This is a genomic window from Streptococcus urinalis 2285-97, assembly GCF_000188055.2.
GTDB lineage: Bacteria > Bacillota > Bacilli > Lactobacillales > Streptococcaceae > Streptococcus > Streptococcus urinalis.
Window position 1 is genome coordinate 310,615 of the sequence record NZ_AEUZ02000001.1, and the last position, 19,373, is coordinate 329,987.

General features: G+C 33.5%; 17 protein-coding genes and 1 pseudogene. 15 read left to right on the top strand and 3 right to left on the bottom strand.

Features of this window, described 5'->3' with window-relative positions; translation table 11 throughout:
- Positions 1-82 precede the first annotated feature (82 nt).
- The 3 genes and pseudogenes from STRUR_RS01505 to STRUR_RS01515 all read left to right on the top strand — a co-directional run bounded on the left by STRUR_RS01505 (position 83) and on the right by STRUR_RS01515 (position 3,692).
- A pseudogene (locus STRUR_RS01505) lies at positions 83-2,042 on the top strand (oxidoreductase).
- Positions 2,043-2,123: 81 nt separating this feature from the next.
- The gene (locus tag STRUR_RS01510) at positions 2,124-2,420 is read left to right on the top strand and encodes a DUF4298 domain-containing protein (RefSeq protein ID WP_006739965.1); all 297 of its coding nucleotides are present in this window, start codon (positions 2,124-2,126) and stop codon (positions 2,418-2,420) included.
- 150 nt (positions 2,421-2,570) lie between these two features.
- Positions 2,571-3,692 carry a sensor histidine kinase gene (locus tag STRUR_RS01515; RefSeq protein ID WP_006740409.1) on the top strand — a complete coding sequence of 374 codons (1,122 nt, stop codon included), beginning with the start codon at positions 2,571-2,573 and terminating at the stop codon, positions 3,690-3,692.
- Positions 3,693-3,723: 31 nt separating this feature from the next.
- On the opposite strand, the gene STRUR_RS01520 is transcribed toward STRUR_RS01515, so the two are convergent.
- On the bottom strand, positions 3,724-4,887 hold the full coding sequence (locus STRUR_RS01520; RefSeq protein ID WP_006738739.1) for a hypothetical protein: 1,164 nt from the start codon (positions 4,885-4,887) through the stop codon (positions 3,724-3,726).
- A 254-nt stretch (positions 4,888-5,141) separates the two neighbouring features.
- On the opposite strand from STRUR_RS01520, the gene STRUR_RS01525 reads away from it, so the two are divergent.
- The 6 genes from STRUR_RS01525 to greA all read left to right on the top strand — a co-directional run bounded on the left by STRUR_RS01525 (position 5,142) and on the right by greA (position 13,563).
- Positions 5,142-8,249 carry a pilus expression-regulating Snf2 family helicase gene (locus tag STRUR_RS01525; RefSeq protein ID WP_006739831.1) on the top strand — a complete coding sequence of 1,036 codons (3,108 nt, stop codon included), beginning with the start codon at positions 5,142-5,144 and terminating at the stop codon, positions 8,247-8,249.
- 79 nt (positions 8,250-8,328) lie between these two features.
- Positions 8,329-8,940 carry a divisome accessory protein ZapJ gene (gene zapJ / locus STRUR_RS01530; RefSeq protein ID WP_006739957.1) on the top strand — a complete coding sequence of 204 codons (612 nt, stop codon included), beginning with the start codon at positions 8,329-8,331 and terminating at the stop codon, positions 8,938-8,940.
- A 94-nt stretch (positions 8,941-9,034) separates the two neighbouring features.
- The gene (gene murC, locus STRUR_RS01535) at positions 9,035-10,366 is read left to right on the top strand and encodes a UDP-N-acetylmuramate--L-alanine ligase (RefSeq protein WP_006739947.1); all 1,332 of its coding nucleotides are present in this window, start codon (positions 9,035-9,037) and stop codon (positions 10,364-10,366) included.
- Between the two features lie 60 nt (positions 10,367-10,426).
- Positions 10,427-10,915, top strand: a complete 489-nt coding sequence (locus tag STRUR_RS01540) for a GNAT family N-acetyltransferase (protein WP_006740395.1) — start codon at positions 10,427-10,429, stop codon at positions 10,913-10,915.
- A gap of 107 nt (positions 10,916-11,022) precedes the next feature.
- The gene (gene mltG / locus STRUR_RS01545; protein WP_006738433.1) at positions 11,023-12,936 is read left to right on the top strand and encodes an endolytic transglycosylase MltG; all 1,914 of its coding nucleotides are present in this window, start codon (positions 11,023-11,025) and stop codon (positions 12,934-12,936) included.
- A 141-nt stretch (positions 12,937-13,077) separates the two neighbouring features.
- Positions 13,078-13,563 carry a transcription elongation factor GreA gene (gene greA, locus STRUR_RS01550; RefSeq protein ID WP_006739183.1) on the top strand — a complete coding sequence of 162 codons (486 nt, stop codon included), beginning with the start codon at positions 13,078-13,080 and terminating at the stop codon, positions 13,561-13,563.
- Between the two features lie 67 nt (positions 13,564-13,630).
- Here the strand turns inward: greA and yidC are convergent, their stop codons facing one another.
- Entirely contained in the window at positions 13,631-14,560 is a 930-nt protein-coding gene (gene yidC / locus STRUR_RS01555) for a membrane protein insertase YidC (protein WP_006740190.1), read from the bottom strand.
- 84 nt (positions 14,561-14,644) lie between these two features.
- Positions 14,645-14,923 carry an acylphosphatase gene (locus STRUR_RS01560; RefSeq protein WP_006739314.1) on the bottom strand — a complete coding sequence of 93 codons (279 nt, stop codon included), beginning with the start codon at positions 14,921-14,923 and terminating at the stop codon, positions 14,645-14,647.
- A gap of 32 nt (positions 14,924-14,955) precedes the next feature.
- Between STRUR_RS01560 and STRUR_RS01565 the strand changes: the two genes are divergently transcribed.
- From STRUR_RS01565 to STRUR_RS01590, 6 genes are all read left to right on the top strand, one after another.
- Positions 14,956-15,696, top strand: coding sequence for a TrmH family RNA methyltransferase (locus STRUR_RS01565; protein WP_006739935.1), 741 nt, complete (start codon positions 14,956-14,958; stop codon positions 15,694-15,696).
- Between the two features lie 35 nt (positions 15,697-15,731).
- Complete coding sequence (locus STRUR_RS01570; RefSeq protein WP_006740410.1) at positions 15,732-16,235, top strand: HD domain-containing protein; 504 nt, start codon at positions 15,732-15,734, stop codon at positions 16,233-16,235.
- Between the two features lie 18 nt (positions 16,236-16,253).
- The gene (locus tag STRUR_RS01575; protein WP_006740400.1) at positions 16,254-16,943 is read left to right on the top strand and encodes a Bax inhibitor-1/YccA family protein; all 690 of its coding nucleotides are present in this window, start codon (positions 16,254-16,256) and stop codon (positions 16,941-16,943) included.
- Between the two features lie 112 nt (positions 16,944-17,055).
- Entirely contained in the window at positions 17,056-17,634 is a 579-nt protein-coding gene (locus STRUR_RS01580) for a TlpA family protein disulfide reductase (protein ID WP_006740266.1), read from the top strand.
- A gap of 95 nt (positions 17,635-17,729) precedes the next feature.
- Positions 17,730-18,968 (top strand): diaminopimelate decarboxylase, encoded by a 1,239-nt coding sequence (locus STRUR_RS01585; RefSeq protein ID WP_006740095.1) that lies wholly within the window; start codon positions 17,730-17,732, stop codon positions 18,966-18,968.
- 99 nt (positions 18,969-19,067) lie between these two features.
- A complete protein-coding gene (locus tag STRUR_RS01590; protein ID WP_006738902.1) occupies positions 19,068-19,310 on the top strand; it encodes a YneF family protein in 243 nt (80 codons plus the stop codon).
- The last annotated feature ends 63 nt before the right edge of the window (positions 19,311-19,373 follow it).

A 19,373-nucleotide genomic window follows, 5' to 3' on the forward strand; every position in this document is an offset into this window, starting at 1 on the left:
AGATGACATACTACTAGCAAATAATATCACGTTTATTAGAATGATTAATAGAGTAGTTCTATTTGGAAATAAAGGAAATAATATGACAAAAAAATTATTAGATAATATAGCACTATCAAGTGGTCAACAACTCAAAAACCGTATGGTTATGGCGCCAATGACGACACAATCTGCCTATTTTGATGGAACAATCACTGAAGAGCTCATTCGTTACTATGCACAGCGCTCAGGTACTATTGGCACTGTCATAGTAGAAAGTGCTTTCGTTGAAAATAAATGATGATAAAATTGAAGGTTTAAGCCGTTTAGCGACTGCCATTAAAGATAAAGGGTCAAAAGCATTGATTCAAATTTACCATGCGGGGAGAATGGCTTGGCCAGAGATGAACGGTGGGGCAACTCCCATTTCAGCTTCAGCAGTAGCTGCCTTGAGACCTGGGGCACCAGTTCCAAATGAAATGACCCATCAAGAAATACTGGATATGATTTCCAATTTCAAAGAAGCTATCCGTCGTGCTATCAAAGCGGGTTTTGATGGTGTCGAACTTCATGGGGCCAATACTTATTGATTGCAACAATTTTTGTCACCACATTCAAACCGCAGACAAGATGCTTGGGGTGGAACGCTTGAAAAGAGAAGTAAATTTGCAATCAGTATTTTAGAAGCAGCTCACCAAGTAAAAAAAGAAGAAAAAGTACCAGACTTTATCTTAGGTTACCGCTTCTCTCCAGAAGAAATTGAAGAACCTGGTATCCGTTTTGAAGATAGCTTATTCCTTCTTGAAAAATTAGCAGAAATTGGTTTAGATTATGTCCATTTTTCTATGGGAATCTATTCACGGACGTCTTTAGTCAATACTAATGATTTAGAACCAACAATAGAAAAATACAATAAGAATCGTTCTAACCAATTAGCAAATGTTCCTGTTATTGGAGTAGGATCCATTTTACAAAAAGCAGATGCTCAAGCAGCATTGGATTTAGGATATGATTTAGTTGCGGTAGCAAAAGGTTTTCTTATTGAGCCTGATTGGGCCACTAAAATAATGAGAGGAGACCATATTCCTGCATTTGCAGATAGTCATGAAAGGCAGTCACTTGTAATACCAACGCCTTTATGGCAATTTATGGATGAAACTTTCCATTTAGTAAAAGACAAAGAAGCAGAGGCGCAAAAAGCCAAACGCCTTAAATCATTGATGGAAAAACCATTGGAATATAAAGCAGGGGAATATCATGTCATGGCTCATGGACATAATAGTGAACTGCCTATGATTGTCACTTTTAGTGACTCAGAAATTACCTCCATTAAGATAGATAGTGCTGGTGAATCTGCAGGCTTATCTGATTTAGTCTTTGAAAAGATGCCTTCTCAAATCATTGACTTTCAAACTTTAAATGTAGATGCAGTGTCAGGTGCTTCATCAACAAGTCAAGGTGTCATTGATGGTGTTTCTGAAGCAGTGTTACAAGCAAGTAGTCAAGACAATGTTGATGTCCTCAAGGCAAGACAAAAACCAACGATAGCAAGATCAACAGAAGTAGTGGAAGAGACAGTTGATTTAGTTGTTGTTGGTGGGGGTGCAGCAGGTATTTCAGCTGCAGAATTAGATGAATGGCTGGATAATAATGGTCAAAAAACACCTTATTTCTACCATGCAGATAGTTTGGAGGAACTTGCTATGAGTGCTGGCATGGATGAAACAGCATTGGTTAATACGGTGAATAGATACAATCAATTTGTCGAGGAAGGTAATGATCAAGATTTCCATAGAGAAAGTCGATTCTTGCAAGAAAAAGTTGGTCAAGGGCCTTACTATTTGATTGAACAAAGACCACGTTTTGCGACAACTATGGGTGGATTAGTTGTAAATAATAAACTTGAAGTTGAAAATACCAAAGGAAATGTGATCAAAGGTCTTTATGCCGCAGGTGAGGTTGTCGGTGGTGTAATGGGAATAGATTCACCATCTGGTGCAAATAACGCAAGGGCCTTGACTTCTGGGAAACTAGCAGCTGAGAGTTTAAAAAATCATATCTAATCAAAAAAAGGGACTTATGTCTCTTTTTTTTTATTATTTTACGAGATATGTTATGATGGAAAAAACGATTGGAGAAGTCTTATGAATCAGCAAGAATTACAAAAACATGAAAAATATTTTAAAGAAGTCCAACAAAACGTCATTTCTTTAAATCAAGCGATAGAGACTTTTGAGAAGAGCTATCCATCCTATTTAGATTTAAAGTCATTTTATACTAGTTCAGAATGGCTTGAAGCTTATGAAACTTCAAATAGTGAAGGTAGTGATTTATCTTATGAAATATTAAGTGAAGATGATATTTTCAACTTAATTGGTGATGTCAATCAATTATTAGGTCACCTTCTTCAATTAAGTTCAAAAATGTATGATGACTTATAAAAAGTGACATAATCAAAGTTACTGTTTATAGGTATAGTATAGCTTTTTCTCTTTTTTTTTAGATATAATATTAAGGCATTATTAAAGCTAATTAAGTGACATACCAGTTATTTAATAATGATGATTTATTGGAAATGAAAAAGGGAAAAAATGAAAGAGTTTCAAAAAGGTCATATTAGTCAAACTGTTATATTTCAATTGAGCACTGGTGTTATCTCAGTCTTTGTAGGTATGACGCTTATTTCCAATTTAGTTTTAAATTGGTATCAGACTTATTTAACAGAACAATTGGTTAATAGCCTTGATACAGGTGATGTTCAAAGCAAATCATCTATTATTGTTGATAACAATACTATTATTGCTACTAATGAATATCGCTTATTTTCAATTGCTGTTTTATTTGCGACTATCTTGATAGGTTCAATACTGTTACTTGCTTTAATCAAGAATATACTAAGACCTTTCAAACAACTTTCTGATACTGTAGAGCATATCGATGTCGATCATTTGGAAGCATATCAAAAAGAGCTTGTACTAGCGAAAGGGACTTTAGAAGTCAAACAATTAACTTCTACTTTTAATCAGGCATTTGAGAAAATTTATAAGAGTTATAATAGGCAAAAACAATTTTCCAGTGATGTTGCCCATGAATTAAGGTTACCTTTAGCAGTGATGAGATCACGTGTTGATCTGTTTAAAAAACAAAACGATTTTAATCCCAAAAAAGTCAAAGCCTTCATTGATATTATTGACCAAAATGTCATTAGATTAAATCGCCTTGTTGAAAGTATTTTGTTATTTAGTAATGAAGAAAAATTAATTAAGAGCTTAGTTAATTTAAATCAGGTTATCGATGAGAGTCTTTCTGATTTGAAAGATCTTATTCATCAAAAAGATGTGACGGTAACCCTTAACTCACCCCATATTACTATTAACAGTCATCAACAGCTCTTATCACGTGTTTTATATAATATTATTGAAAATGCTATTAAATATAATCATAAAGGTGGTTATGTTAACATTTCTGCTAAAGAAGATGATACCCAGGTAAGTATCAAAATATCTGATACTGGTATTGGTATTGCGCCATCCAATAAGAAGCAAATTTTTGAGTTATTTTATCGCATTGATGAAAGTAGAAACTCAGCTATTGGGAGTTATGGTATTGGTTTAAGTTTGGTTAGCAAAATTTTAAAACAACTAGGTGGGACCATTAAAGTTGAAGACAATGATCCCAGAGGGACAATCTTTACCATTATTTTGACAAAGTAAAAACCGTTTGCAAAAGCAACGGTTTTTTTGTTTATTTATTATCAACAGCAACTTCAAAGTGATAATCATCTATTTTTTTGATAGAGATAAGATGATAAAGACTACCATCTTTTTGAGTTAATAATTGAGGATGCTGATTTAAATATTGTTTAAGACCATTTTCAACCATCAATTTAGGAGCTGTAATCTCTTTGTTGAATAATAATTTTCTATCAGTATGATTGACGATATCCATTGTAACAGTTGATGTCGCTGGTGATAACTCTTGATTTGTCTTTGTTACAAAATAAGTTTCTGAAATATGATCAACAGGATACTCTCTACCTTCTAAATAAGGTCTCATATTAGAAATGGTATGAATAAATGGACCTTCTTTGACATCAAATTGATATAAATCATTCCAAATGCCATGATTTTGAGCAACTTTCGTTGAGATACGTTGTTTGAGAACATATCCTTGTGCTGGTAGGTGTGAATGTTCAAATAAGAATTTAGCTGTCTTGTATAGCTCATCGTCACTAATATAATCTCCTACATGACAAACAGGGTATTCGTAAAATGATGAACCAACAGTACTAAACTCTTCGGTTGTCTGTCTTTGGTTTGTCACATCTACAAAATTAACGCGATGTACAGCAGCAACTTCAGTTCCTCTTGGTAGATTAACCATTGTTATAGGCTGATCATCCAGTCTTTTGAAGTAGATATTTCCTTTCAAAACATAAGTTGGATTGTCATCACTATCTTTGGTATAAGGAATATCAACTCCATATTCTGTAATTGGCATCTCATGCATGATACCACCATTTAGTGGAGATACTTGTCTTTTGACAGAAGCTCCTTCTTCAAATGCTACCACTTGAATATTGAATGCATTATTTTCAATACCTCCCACAGTATTGTGCAACATTTCTTGGGCATAATAAAGCAGTTTACTTTTAGAAATGACCTGTCCTTGCTCAATAGCATATTGCATATAATGACTTTCTATCCTATCAGCTGGATTATCAATATTGATTCCAACTAAGCGGACAATTAATTTTGGACCTTTCATTTCTTGGTAATTACCTCTACCAATTGATTGACCAGGTTCAATCCCCACGATAGCATGCACTTTACTTTGAGGTGCAAAAAGTAAAACAGAGCTAGATGCAGCTAAACCAAGCATCAGCTTTGTTAGTTTTTTATGTTTCATAAATTCCCCCCTGCAAAGAGTTTTTTTATCCCCGACTCTTTGCATTTGTTATTATAACTTAAAACAATTCACAAAAAAAGTTTATTTAGTAATAATATTAGCATTTAATTAATAAAATATTATTATTTCATAAAAATATCAATCTTATAAAAAGCTAGCAAATCTGAAATAATCAATGCTATTTGTTCGGATTTTTGCTATAATAAAAGGATAGAGTTTTGGTGCATATTTGCCCTAGAATAGGCGGTTTCTTGATGGTAAGAATGATTCCAGGTCGTATTAGAAATAAAGGAATTGAACTGTATGATAGTGGAAAAGTTAAGATTTTAGATAAAACCCAAGATGGTGTCAATGCAGAAGTTGATGGTAATGCTCTTTTTTATTCTCTTCAAGATGAAAAAGTGACTTGTCAATGTGCCTTTTTTGCCAAAAAGAATTACTGTGAACATATAGCAGCACTTGAATACTATTTAAAAAATACCAATCAAGGGAAAGCTATATTAGATGAGTTACAACAAGAGCATAGTAATGAAACGACTATAAAAAAGAAAAACTCCTTTGGAAGTTTATTTCTTGATGGAATAGAGATGAATGAAGATGAGACTACATTATATAGACTGTCTGCCTATGGGAGTCAGAGTCCTTATTCATCAGATTTTTGGTGGTCTTTAAAAATAAATAGGTTACCAGATGAGCGGTCTTACGTCGTCAGAGATATTAAAGGTTTTTTAAATGTTGTCAAAAGCGAATCTTTTTATCAGATTGGAAAAAATTATTATGAACCCTTATCTTTACTCCAGTTTGATGAAGAAAGTCAAGACTTGATACAATTTCTATGGCGTCTAATACCAGAAAATGATAAGCATTCATTGGAGACACTTTTTCCAAACCACGGTAGAAATTTAAGGCTTCCAGTAGGATTATTTGAAGAAGGTCTTCACTTAATGAACCACTTATACGAATTTTTATTCGAAGATAATAATAAAACTTATAAACAAGTTTATTTTCAAGAAATCGACCAGTCTGCAAATCTTTTTCAATTTGAAGTCGTTGTTCATTTACAATCTTTTGAGTTAAAAATTATAGAAAAAAATGCTCGTGCTCTATTTCAAAATACCTTTTTGCTTTATCAAAATACTTTCTATCATTTAAATTACCAGCAAAGTAAATTGATTAGTGCTATTAGAAGCTTACCCTTAGAATCGGACTTGTCGAAACACATCTTCTTTGATTTAGAAGACCAAACAAAGCTAGTAAATAGTCTTCTTACTTTCAAAACGATTGGCGAAGTCAAAGCACCAAAAAGTTTTACCATAATGGATTTTGATATTATGGTGGATTTTGATTTGATGCCCGATGACAAAATCAAGTCTCAGATTACATTCGATTATGGCAATGTTCAAGTTAGTAGCAATGAAGAGATGCTCAATCTGCCCTTTGCCAGTCATTATAAAAAAGAAGAAAGTTTAATGAAGCTTCTAAAATCAACAGGTTTTACAACAGGCTTTACAGCTTTTCATGCCGCATTAGACCAAAAAGAACTATATAGATTTTTTACTAAAACGCTACCACAATTTGAAAAACTAGCTGTTGTTTCTTTGTCAGCTGATATCGAAGCATTACGTTATACGGAAAAACCAAAAATTGAAATTGAAAGACAAGCCGGTCTATTAGATATTTCATTTGATTTCTCTTCTATCTTTCAAAATGATGTTGACCAAGCACTCAAAGCTTTATTTGACAGTGAACCTTACTTTATCAACAAAGCTGGGAAATTGGTAGTCTTTGATGAAGAAACGCAAAAGATTAGTCAAACACTTCAGACATTAAGAGCGAAACATTTAAAAAATGGTCATATTCAATTAGATCAATTAGCCGCCTTTCAAGTTGCGGATATATTTGATCATTATGATAATATTTCTTTTTCAGAATCCTTTAGACAATTAGCTTACGATCTGAGACATCCTGAAGCTTTTGAACTTCCTCGGTTATCACTTAATGCTGAGTTAAGAGACTATCAAATGATTGGTATTAAGTGGCTTGCTATGTTAAATCATTATGGATTTGGTGGCATTCTTGCTGATGATATGGGACTTGGAAAAACACTTCAAACCATTGCTTTCTTATCCACTATTTTAGAAAAAAATACTAAAGTGCTTATCTTGGCCCCATCCAGTTTAATTTATAATTGGAAAGATGAATTTCAAAAATTTGCACCAACTATTGATGTCGCTGTTTCCTATGGTTTAAAACACGTAAGAATGGCCACTATTTCAGAAGATCATCAGGTTGTTGTAACAAGTTATGCATCATTTAGACAAGATTTTAATCTTTTTCAAGAGAAACAATTTGATTATTTGATTCTTGATGAAGCACAAGTGATGAAAAATAACCAGACTAAAATTGCACAGAAACTGAGAGACTTTGATGTCAAAAATTGTTTTGCCCTGTCTGGAACACCCATTGAAAATAACTTAACAGAAATTTGGTCTATTTTTCAAATTGTCTTACCAGGCTTATTGCCTAAGAAAAAGGCATTTAGTAAACTAGATGCTAGCCAGGTTGCAAAAGCTATTCAGCCTTTCATTATGAGGCGAAAAAAAGAAGATGTCTTGCCTGAGCTCCCTGACTTAATTGAAATGAACTATACCAGTGAATTGGCTGACAGCCAAAAAGCCATTTATCTAGCCCAACTTTCTCAAATACAAGAAAGTCTTCTAGGTGCAACAGATGATGATATCAATAAACGAAAAATTGAAATATTATCTGGAATTACACGTTTAAGACAAATTTGTGATACTCCTAGTTTATTTATGAACTATAAAGGAGGAAGTGGGAAAATTGACAGTTTACGAGAGTTACTGGCTCAGATTAAAGAAAATGGTCATCGTGCTCTTATCTTCTCACAATTTAGAGGAATGCTTGATAAGACAAAAGAAGAAATGGATAAAATTGGTTTAAGCTCTTATATGATGACAGGTTCAACACCTTCAAATGATCGACAAGAAATGACCAGAGCATTTAATAATGGTTCAAAAGATGCTTTCTTAATTTCCCTAAAAGCAGGAGGAGTAGGCCTCAATCTAACTGGAGCAGATACTGTAATATTAATAGATCTTTGGTGGAATCCTGCTGTCGAAAATCAAGCGATTAGTCGTGCCCATAGGATTGGCCAAAAACAAAACGTTGAAGTTTATCGATTAATAACTAGAGGAACTATCGAAGAAAAAATACTCGAACTCCAAGAAAGTAAGAAAAATCTCGTGACAACTGTTTTAGATGGTGAAGAATCAAGGTCTACTATGTCAATAGAAGATATTAGAGAAATACTAGGTATTAAAGATTATACTGACAGAATATAGAATGTTTATAAAGATAAACTTTGAAAAATTAGTCTATTTAGTTTATAATATGACTTGCTATAGAAAGGTAGGTGGATAGATGACAGATCAACAATTTCCATTAATTGCAGATGGACAACCCATTATAGAATCAAATGTATATATGAGATTATATGATAATGAAGATCTCATTAGTAATATCCATGGCTACTACCAAGAAAAAGACTATAGCGATAATACAAGAAATTATGAATTCTTAAGTCAGACAGGTAATGCTTCTCGCATCAGTGCAGAACGGGAACAGTCCCATCAAGAAGGGAAGTCCTATGCAGAGATTGCAAGAGAAAAAGCAAGACTAGATGTCAAAGAAAAACGACAAGCCTATTTAGGAAAAGAACTAAAAATGCCTGCTAAACCTGTTTTTAGTAAGAAGAAGTCTGTTGGCGCTTTAACATCAAAACAAAAAGAAGTTGCCGAAAGACCAAAAACAGAACTCAGTCGTTTTACTGAAAAACTAAGTCAGGATGATTACATTTTAGCTGAAATACCAAAACAATTTAAAGAGCCAAAAAATGAATCAAAACAAGGCATAAAGAAAAATAATTATGATTTCTTAAAGAGAAGTCAAATATATAATAGACAAGACAATCAAGTTAATAAAGAGCGTTCAATTGCGCAAGAACTTAACTTAAGTTTTGAAGATGTTAATTAATCAAAGCAAATAACTGATTGCAGTTTGAACCTGTTATCAGTTATTTGTTCTTAAATCGAAAAATAGAAAACTTGACGCAAATTGAGGAGAAACCATGTCAAAAACGTATCATTTTATTGGAATTAAAGGCTCAGGAATGAGTGCGCTTGCTTTGATGTTACATCAGATGGGACATCACGTTCAAGGTAGTGACGTTGAAAAGTATTATTTTACACAACGTGGACTAGAGCAAGCTGGAATTCAGATTCTACCTTTTTCAGAATCTAACATTACAAAAGATGTTGAGTTGATTGCTGGAAATGCTTTTCGTGATGACAATAATATTGAAGTTGCTTATGCCAATAAAATGGGAATTCCTTTTAAACGTTACCACGAGTTTCTAGGTGATTTCATGAAACAATTTACAAGTTTAGGTGTTGCTGGCGCTCATGGAAAAACATCGACAACTGGTATTTTGTCCCATGTGTTAAAAAACATTACAGATACTTCTTATTTGATTGGTGATGGTACAGGTCGTGGATCAGCTAATGCGCAATATTTTGTTTTTGAGTCTGATGAGTATGAACGTCACTTTATGCCTTATCACCCTGAGTATTCTATTATTAATAATATTGACTTCGACCATCCTGATTACTTTACTGGTATCGATGACGTCTTTAATGCCTTTAATGATTATGCAAAACAAGTGACAAAAGGGTTATTTCTTTATGGTGAAGATGCTTACCTTCGTAAAATCACCACAAATGCTCCAATTTACTATTATGGTTTTGAAGAATCAGATGATTTTATGGCTTATGATATTAAGCGAACAACTAATGGTTCAGACTTCAAAGTCAGCTATCATGGCGAACAAATTGGTGATTTCCATGTTCCTGCATATGGTAAACATAATGTCTTAAATGCAACTGCAATAGTTGCTAATCTTTACATTGCAGGATTTGATATGGAACTTGTTTCCAAACACATGAAGACTTTCTCAGGTGTAAAACGCCGTTTCACTGAAAAAATAATAAATGACACCATCATTATTGATGACTTTGCTCATCACCCAACTGAAATCATTGCAACTTTAGATGCTGCGCGTCAAAAATATCCAAGTAAAGAAATTGTAGCTATTTTTCAACCACATACATTTACCAGAACAATTGCTCTTTTAGATGAATTTGCAACTGCTTTAAATGAAGCAGATGCTGTTTATTTGGCACAGATTTATGGCTCTGCGCGTGAAGTTGACCATGGAGACGTTAAAGTTGAAGATTTAGCAACAAAAATTAAAAAAACTCATCAAGTTGTTACAGTTGAAAATGTGTCTCCATTATTAGATCATGAAGATGCTGTATATGTCTTTATGGGGGCAGGTGATATTCAATTGTACGAACGTTCTTTTGAAGAATTACTAGCTAGTCTCACAAAGAACAATCAATAATGCTAAATAAAAAAGCTAAGATCATTCTTGGCTTTTTATCTATTAGAAAGAAGGGAATCAATGAAAATCAGACATGCAAATATAACTGATTTAGATGCAATTTTAGCAATTGAACAAGCTAACTTTTCGGAAAATGAAGCAGCTACAGCTTCAGCAGTTGAAGAACGTTTAAAAACGATAAGGGACACTTTTTTAATATTAGAAATGGATCACGAAATTGCAGGTTATATTGAAGGACCTGTTCTTAGTAGTCCTTATTTGACAGATGATTTGTTTCATCATGTTAATAAAAATCCTCAAACAGGTGGCTATATAGCTGTAACAAGTTTATCAGTGGCTCCGAAATTTCAAAAACAAGGCATTGGAACAACACTTTTGGCAGCATTAAAGGATTTAGCCGTAGAACAAAAGAGACAAGGGATTATTCTAACCTGTCATGACTATTTAATTGCTTACTATGAAATGAATGGATTTGAAGATAGGGGGCTTTCTGATTCTCAACATGGTGGGGCAGTTTGGTATGATATGATTTGGGAAAATAAGCATTAAACCCCCACAGAATATTTGTTAAGAATCAGTGACAAATAGCGTATTTTATTGCTTTTAGTGAATTTTTAAGATATAATGTCGATTGACTAAGTTTAGGAGGAAAAGCTTTGACAGATTTAAAAGACCAAGAGTCAAAATCTCAAGGTGGTAGAAGCTTTAAAGAACAAATTTTAGCGGAATTAGAAGAAGCCAATCGACTTAGAAAAATCCGCGAAGAAGAACTGTTCCAAAAAGAACAAGAGGCTAAAGAATTAGCTCAAAAAACAGCTCAATTAATGGCGGAATATGAAGAGCAAGATCGAAAAGATCGTGCTGAAGCAGATTTACAAGCTCAAAAGAAAAAGCTTCATGATAATGCTCAAAAAGCACTTCAAGAAAATCACATTGCAGTCGAAACTGATCAAGAATCAATTGACCAAACATTAAATCAGATTAGCGATACTTTTTCGCCAAAAGAAAGAAAAGAAAACAAGACTGAGAGTTTGGAGGAAGATAACCCTACAAGTGAACTCTCAACAAAACAGTCAGAAGAAATTTTTTCAGAAAGCCAAGACTTCAGTTCTAATAATGACTCATCTCTAAGTCAAAAAGAATCCAATAGTGCTTCTATGATGGAAAGTACAGAATTTGATCAAACAAAACCACTTCCTGTAGTGTCTATGAAAAGTGAAGATGATTCGATGATGAGCTCATCAGAAGAAACAAATCTTATTGGAAACAGTGATTCTGAGTCACAATTTTCTGAAGGTGATAAGACTAGTTCAGAATTAGATTCAGAAACACCGTCAGTTGAGTCTACCTTGGCACCCGTCAATTCAAATCAACCAATAGAAACGTCTTCTGATGTTAAAGAAGATACTGAGAAATCAATGAGAAAAAAAAGACGTCAAAAAACAGAAGGTCTTGCTAACAAGATAACAAAACGAATTATCTTAGTACTTGTTTTAATCCTGATTGCCTTGGGACTTTTTGGGGCTTATTATATTAATTCATCTTTAAAACCAGTCGATAAAACAGATAAAAGTTATGTTCAGGTTGACATTCCAATTGGGTCTGGTAATAAATTAATTGGACAAATTTTGGAAAAAGATGGTCTAATTAAGAGTGGAACGGTATTTAATTTTTATTCAAAATTTAAAAATTACACTAACTTCCAAAGTGGTTATTACAATCTTCAAAAGAGTATGTCTTTAGACGAAATTGCAAAAGAACTTCAAAAAGGTGGGACAACAGAACCAACCAAACCAGCAGTCGGGAAAGTTCTGGTTAGAGAAGGTTACACCATTAAACAAATTGCAGATTCAATTGATGATAATGTGGCAACTAAGTCAACTAAAGATAAAACACCTTTTACATCAAAAGCATTTTTAGCGGTAGTTAAAGATAAAACTTTTATTGCGGATATGGTTAAAAAATATTCTAAATTACTTGGTAATTTGCCATCATCTGACGAAGCTACCTATCAATTAGAAGGTTATTTATTCCCTGCTACTTATAATTATTATAAAGATACAGATATGAAAGCTTTGGTTGAAGAAATGATTTCAACAACTAATCAAACCTTATCTCCATATTATGATAAAATAGCATCATCTGGAAAAACGGTAAACGAAGTCCTCACAATGGCTTCATTAGTCGAAAAAGAAGGTTCTACAGATGAAGATAGACGAAAAATTGCAAGTGTTTTTAACAATCGTTTAGATTCTGGAATGGCTCTTCAAAGTAACATAGCAGTACTTTATGCAATAGGTAAACTTGGTGAAAAGACGACTTTATCTGAAGATGCATCAATCAATACAAGCATAAACTCACCTTATAATGACTATACCAATACAGGTTTAATGCCTGGGCCGGTTGATAGTCCAAGTAAATCAGCTATAGAAGCTACAGTTAATCCAGACTCTACAGATTATCTTTACTTTGTAGCAGATGTCAAAACTGGTAATGTTTACTACGCAAAAACTTACGAAGAACATACTGCAAATGTAGAAAAATATGTAAACAGTAATATCTCACAATAATCTTATATAAAAGTAAGTCAGATGACCTATTTTATGTTATGATATTAGTTGAGATTCATTAGAACGATGAATGTTCAAAGAGGCTAGGCACAATTGCTTTGGCCTCTTGTATTTCTAAAAAAAGAGAAGAGAGAAAAAATAATGGCAGAAAAAACTTATCCAATGACCCAATCTGAAAAAGAACTTCTAGAACAAGAATTAGAAGATTTAAAACTAGTCCGTCGTCCAGAAGTTGTGGAACGCATCAAAATTGCAAGATCTTATGGTGACTTATCTGAGAACTCTGAGTATGATGCAGCAAAAGACGAGCAAGCTTTTGTTGAAGGTCAAATTTCAACTTTAGAAACCAAAATCCGTTATGCTGAAATTATTGACAGCGATGCAGTTGCAAAAGATGAAGTTGCTATCGGAAAAACAGTCGTTGTCAAAGAAGACGGTTCTGATGATCAAGATGTCTATCATATCGTCGGTGCTGCAGGAGCAGACATCTTTTCGGGAAAAATTTCAAATGAAAGTCCAATTGCTCAAGCATTAATTGGGAAAAAGATTGGTGATAAAGCAACTATTGAATCACCAGCTGGCAGTTATCAAGTTGAGATTGTTAAAGTTGAAAAAACAGAATCATAAAAGATGTTGCGATAACAATATCTTTTTTTGATTATTAAAAAAGCCCCTCACTGAGGGGCTTTTAAAATTATTTTCGTTTCCGTTGCTTGCCAGCATTTCTATTTTTCTTACCAGTCGCTTTTGAAGCTTGAATAGTTGGATTAGGAGTAACTTGAGTAACATCTTTGCGTGACTTTTGTCCACTGTAGGTTTTTGGTGGATTTTTTGCAAATTCCTCTTCAATTTTTTGTCTAAGTTTTGGTTTTAAAATAAACATTGTAATTAGTTGTTGAATAATTGAGAAGAAACCACCCACAAACCAGTACAATGCGACTCCAGATGGTAGATTTAAAGACATGAAAAACATCATAATTGGCATCATGAACATCATTGATTTCATTTGTGCACGTTGTTCTTCTGGAACACCATACATTGAAAGTAATGATTGAATGAAATAAAGAGCCACGATAATGATAGTCATGATCATACTACGATGACCAAGATCAATTCCCATGAAAGTGCTAGTTGATACCCCTTTAGTATATTGCGCAGCAAAATACATAGCTGAGAAGAAAGGCATTTGGATAAGAAGTGGTAAACATCCCATACCACCTAAAAGGTCTAACCCCATTTCTTTTCGAGCAGCCATTAACTCAGTTTGAGCAGCCATTTTTTCTTCTTGAGTGCTGGCATTTTTCATGCGCTCATTAATAGGGTCAAAAACTGGTTTAAGATAGTTCATCTTTTCAGATTGATAACTAGCTTTCCAAGCTTGATAGAGCCCTAATGGTAGGATTAGTGTACGAACAATGATAGTTACAATGATAATAGCAAAGCCATAACCTAACCTCGCATTGTTAGCGAAGTAGTCAATAAAATAAGACATGGGACGGCCAAAAATATTCCAGATAAATCCAGTCGGATTACCACTTGAATCTCGACTAACACATCCTGTCATCATCATCAATAATGATATTGTGAAGGCCGAATATAAAATACGATTTCGTTTTAATTTCACGTTTTATTTCCTTTATAATCTAAATAATACCTATCTATTCTACTTCTTTTTGTCTAAATACTCAATAGTTCTGCAGACTGAATTTTAATTTGACATCTTAAAGTCTGAAAAATCTTCAAAATTCTCTATTTTAACGTCAACATAGGTTACTTTTGCAAAACGAGAGGGGCCTTGTCTGATTTTTTGGATAAACTGTGATAATTGAGTGGAGTCATCTGATTGTGCCAAAATTTCAACTGTCCCATCATCATTATTCCAGACACGACCATAGATATTTCCCATATCAATTGCTAACTGATAGGTGGAGTAACGAAAGCCAACCCCTTGAACACGACCTGAAACAATAAGTCTTACTTTTTTCATCTTGTAGGCTCCTTTTTTGTTATAATATCACTATGACTATTATAACTTCTAAATCAAATAATCTCATTAAAAAAGTAAAAAAACTTAAGCAAAAGAAGTATCGAAAAACGTCCTACCTTATTGAAGGTTGGCATTTATATGAAGAAGCCTTAAAAGCCAAAGTGGATATTTTAAACATCTTTGTTTTAGAGGAATTGAAAGAGCGATTGGATCAGTCACTACCAATTACCTGTGTCTCAGATGATATTCTAAGAGAACTTTGTGACAGTCCAAATCCGCAAGGCATTATTGCTGAGGTAGCTTATGAAAATAGAGAATTCAGTATAAAAGCAAATGGGAAATACCTACTGTTAGAAGATGTGCAAGATCCTGGTAATGTGGGTACTATTATTAGAACTGCCGATGCAGCAGGCTATGATGCAGTTTTTATCTCTGATAAATCAGCTGATATATATAATCAAAAAACGCTTAGGTCCATGCAAGGGAGTCATTTCCATATACCTGTTTATCGTCAGTCGGTTCTGGAAGTTCTAGAGTTAATGACTTCTCTCGAAATTCCCGTTTTGGCAAGTACATTATCATCTCAGTCAAAAGATTATAAGAGTATTGTGAAACCAGATTCGTTTTTATTAGTTCTTGGAAATGAAGGTCAAGGTATTTCTCCTATGCTAGCTAAAAGAGCTAATCAATTAGTTCACATCACTATGCCAGGTCAAGCTGAAAGTTTAAATGTCGCTGTAGCAGCTGGTATTCTTATTTTCAGTTTCATTTAGGGTTCTATGTTATAATGATAGTGTGAGGTGATTATATGCGAAAATACACTGAAGATAAAGAATTTATGGACCTTGTTGGCCAACTTATTGAACATCCAAGATTTCAAAAGTTAGGTGGCATTGTTCAACATCACCATTCCACACGTTTAGAACATTCAATCAATGTTGCTTATACAAGCTATCGTATGGCTAAAAAATTTGGCTGGGATGCTGAAAGTACAGCTCGTGGTGGCTTATTACATGATTTCTTTTATTATGATTGGCGCGTTACAAAATTTAATAAAAGCCATGCTTGGGTTCACCCGAGAATTGCAGTAAGAAATGCTAGAAAATTAACTCATTTAAATAAACGTGAAGAAGATATTATCTTAAAACATATGTGGGGAGCGACTGTTGCCTTTCCTCGCTATCGTGAAAGCTATATTGTTACAATGGTTGATAAATATTGGGCTGTTAAAGAGGCTTCAACGCCACTACGTCAGAAATGGACTAATCGTCGTTTTTTCAAACGTAAAACACTAAACAGTCATCATCGTTAATGAAAAAGAGGAGAACAAATGGAAGAGAATATTATTTACACACAAACGGATGGTAAATTAAATCAGTTTTTTGCAAAAATCTATGGTTTGGTCGGAATGGGAATAGGCTTATCAGCCTTTGTTTCCTTCTTAATGCTATATGTCTTTACAGATAATATGTTAGCAATCTTGACTAACTATTCTTGGGTTTATTATGCAGCAGTCTTTTTAGAATTTATTTTAGTTGTGTCAGCGAGTGCTACCGCACGGAAAAACACACCAGCTGCATTACCAATCTTCTTGATTTATTCAGCTTTAAATGGCTTTACCTTGAGTTTTATCATGGTTGCTTATACTAAGAGTACGGTTTTCCAGGCTTTTGTGTCTTCGGCTATTGTCTTTTTTGCTATGGCTTTTATTGGCTCTAGAGTCAAAAAAGATTTGTCAGGTATGCGTAAGGCATTATTTGCTGGATTAATTGGGATTATCGTTGCCAGTCTCATTAACATTTTTATTGGGAACAGTGGTTTAGATTATCTCATTAGTATTATCTCAGTACTTATTTTTTCTGGATTAATTGCTTATGATAACCAAATGATTAAGCGTGTTTATGAAGGAACAGGTGGAAGACCTGGTGATGGTTGGGCTATCTCAATGGCCTTAAGTTTGTATTTAGACTTTATCAATATTTTCATTAGTATTTTAAGAATTTTTGGTAGAAATGACTAAAAACAGAGATTATTTTCTCTGTTTTTTTATTGGATAATCATTTAGTAAAATGATCATTTTTTGATATAATAAGACAAAATGAAATAATTTCAAATGTAAAATAGGTATAGAAATGAAAAAATACAAAAACCTTACTATTTTATTGATCGGTCTGATGCTTATTATCTTTAGTTTTTTTATACTAAATAATAAGTTGACAAAACATAAAGATAAAACAGTAACATCAAATTCTGTTAGTTCAAGCTATTCAAATAAAGAAAGCGTTCGACAAGAACTTATAGATGCCACTTTAAAAAAATCAGATGGCACAGAGTTACACTTACAGGAATTTAATGATAAACCTATTTTTATTGTTGAATGGGCAAGCTGGTGTCCACATTGTCAAAAAGAATTGCCCGTTATTGAAAACTTATATCAAAAATATAAAGATAAGATTCACTTTGTAATGGTTAATGCTACGGATGGTCAAAAAGAGACCAGTGCGTCAGCTAAATTATATATAGAGACGAAAAAATTCACTTTTCCCTATTATCTAGACGAAAAACTATCTTTTGCCAAACAAATGAATATTACAGAAGTTCCAACCATGCTATTCTCAACAAAAAGTGGTCAAGTCCTAAAAACGGTAAAAGAAGAAATCAGTCAAACAGATCTAGAAAAGGAATTGCTTTCACTGATATCACATCAATAAAACAGGTTATCAACCTGTTTTTTTAGTTGAATTGAACGGAAATGACCAACTTATGTTATAATATTTGAAATAATCAGAATATTTAGGAGATCACAATGAAAATTCCCTTTACAGACTTAGAAACCATTGAAAGTATTATTACAGATGTTCCAACACCTTTTCATTTATATGATGAAAAGGGGATTAGAAATAAAGCGAGGGCTTTAAACAAGGCTTTTTCTTGGAATAAAGGATTCAAAGAATACTTTGCCGTTAAAGCAACCCCAACACCAGCTATTCTGAATATCTTAAAAGAAGAAAATTGTGGTCTTGATTGTGCGACTCAAACAGAATTAATCATGAGTCATAGGCTCGGATTTAAAGATGTCATGTTTTCTTCAAATAATACACCAGCTAAAGAGTATGCCTATGCTAAAGAAATTGGTGCTACTATAAATTTGGATGCTTATGAAATGATTTCATTTGTGGAAGAAATGGTGGGATTACCTGAAACTGTGTCATTACGATACAATCCAGGTGGTGTATTTGCTCTTGGGACAGATATCATGGATAATCCAGAAGAATCAAAATTTGGTATGACACATCAGCAAATCCTTAAGGGGTTTGAAAAATTAGCCAAAAAAGGTGTTCAGCATTTTGGTTTGCATTCATTTTTAGCTTCAAACACTGTTACCAATGATTACTATCCAGAACTAGCAAAACAACTCTTTCAATTGGCTGTAGAGATTAAAGAAAAAACGGGTGTGAGATTAGATTTTATCAATTTATCTGGAGGTGTTGGAGTCAACTATAAACCAGATGAAGAAGCTAATGATATTGCTAAGATAGGAAAAGGTGTCCAAAAAGTCTTTCAGGATATTTTAGAACCAAATGGTTTAGGTGATGTTAGCATTTTTACAGAATTGGGTCGATTTATGTTAGCACCACATGGTGCTTTAATTACAAAAGTTGTTCATCGTAAAGAAACTTATAGACATTATGTTGGTGTCGATGCATCAGCTGTCAATTTATTGAGACCAGCTATGTATGGGTCTTACCATCATATCACCAATTTAACAAACTCAAATGGAAAACTTGAGAAAGTCGATGTAGTGGGTTCACTCTGTGAGAATAATGATAAATTTGCTAAAGAAAGATCACTAGAAGAAGCTAGGGTTGGAGATATCCTCTATATACACGATACTGGTGCACATGGTTTCTCAATGGGGTATCAGTATAACGGAAGACTACGTTCAGCTGAAGTTCTTCTACAAGAAAATGGGAAGTATAGGCTTATTAGAAGGGCTGAAAAACCAGAAGATTATTTTGCAACAATTGAAGGATTTGAATTTTAGACCTGATGCTATCTGTTTTTTAACTGAGACATTCATTTGTAAACCACTTTCATTTCTGCTATAATAGGGAATGTAAAAAAAGAGGAGAAATATATAATTATGTCTACTGCAATCTGGATTTTAATAGTAATTATCGCATTAGGATTAGGTGTTTTAGGGGGTATTTTTATTGCCCGTAAACAAATTGAAAAAGAAATTGGTGAACATCCACGTTTAACACCTGATGCTATTCGTGAAATGATGGGACAAATGGGTCAAAAGCCTAATGAAGCTAAAGTACAACAAACTTATCGCAATATTGTTCGTCATTCTAAGGCTGCAGCAGCAAAAAAGAAAAAATAAGTTCTAATAAATAAGTATTTTAATACCTATTTTAGTTTATGGACTTTAAGGTCAGTTATAGCA

Bases quoted from the DNA above. Each gene is read 5' to 3' on its own strand.
- STRUR_RS01575 (WP_006740400.1), top strand. From the start codon at position 16,254: ATGGAAGAGAATATTATTTACACACAAACGGATGGTAAATTAAATCAG.
- STRUR_RS01570 (WP_006740410.1), top strand. From the start codon at position 15,732: ATGCGAAAATACACTGAAGATAAAGAATTTATGGACCTTGTTGGCCAA.
- STRUR_RS01510 (WP_006739965.1), top strand. From the start codon at position 2,124: ATGAATCAGCAAGAATTACAAAAACATGAAAAATATTTTAAAGAAGTC.
- zapJ (WP_006739957.1), top strand. From the start codon at position 8,329: ATGACAGATCAACAATTTCCATTAATTGCAGATGGACAACCCATTATA.
- STRUR_RS01560 (WP_006739314.1), bottom strand. From the start codon at position 14,923: ATGAAAAAAGTAAGACTTATTGTTTCAGGTCGTGTTCAAGGGGTTGGC.
- STRUR_RS01520 (WP_006738739.1), bottom strand. From the start codon at position 4,887: ATGAAACATAAAAAACTAACAAAGCTGATGCTTGGTTTAGCTGCATCT.
- STRUR_RS01585 (WP_006740095.1), top strand. From the start codon at position 17,730: ATGAAAATTCCCTTTACAGACTTAGAAACCATTGAAAGTATTATTACA.
- STRUR_RS01580 (WP_006740266.1), top strand. From the start codon at position 17,056: ATGAAAAAATACAAAAACCTTACTATTTTATTGATCGGTCTGATGCTT.
- murC (WP_006739947.1), top strand. From the start codon at position 9,035: ATGTCAAAAACGTATCATTTTATTGGAATTAAAGGCTCAGGAATGAGT.
- STRUR_RS01515 (WP_006740409.1), top strand. From the start codon at position 2,571: ATGAAAGAGTTTCAAAAAGGTCATATTAGTCAAACTGTTATATTTCAA.
- STRUR_RS01590 (WP_006738902.1), top strand. From the start codon at position 19,068: ATGTCTACTGCAATCTGGATTTTAATAGTAATTATCGCATTAGGATTA.
- STRUR_RS01565 (WP_006739935.1), top strand. From the start codon at position 14,956: ATGACTATTATAACTTCTAAATCAAATAATCTCATTAAAAAAGTAAAA.
- STRUR_RS01540 (WP_006740395.1), top strand. From the start codon at position 10,427: ATGAAAATCAGACATGCAAATATAACTGATTTAGATGCAATTTTAGCA.
- greA (WP_006739183.1), top strand. From the start codon at position 13,078: ATGGCAGAAAAAACTTATCCAATGACCCAATCTGAAAAAGAACTTCTA.
- STRUR_RS01525 (WP_006739831.1), top strand. From the start codon at position 5,142: ATGGTAAGAATGATTCCAGGTCGTATTAGAAATAAAGGAATTGAACTG.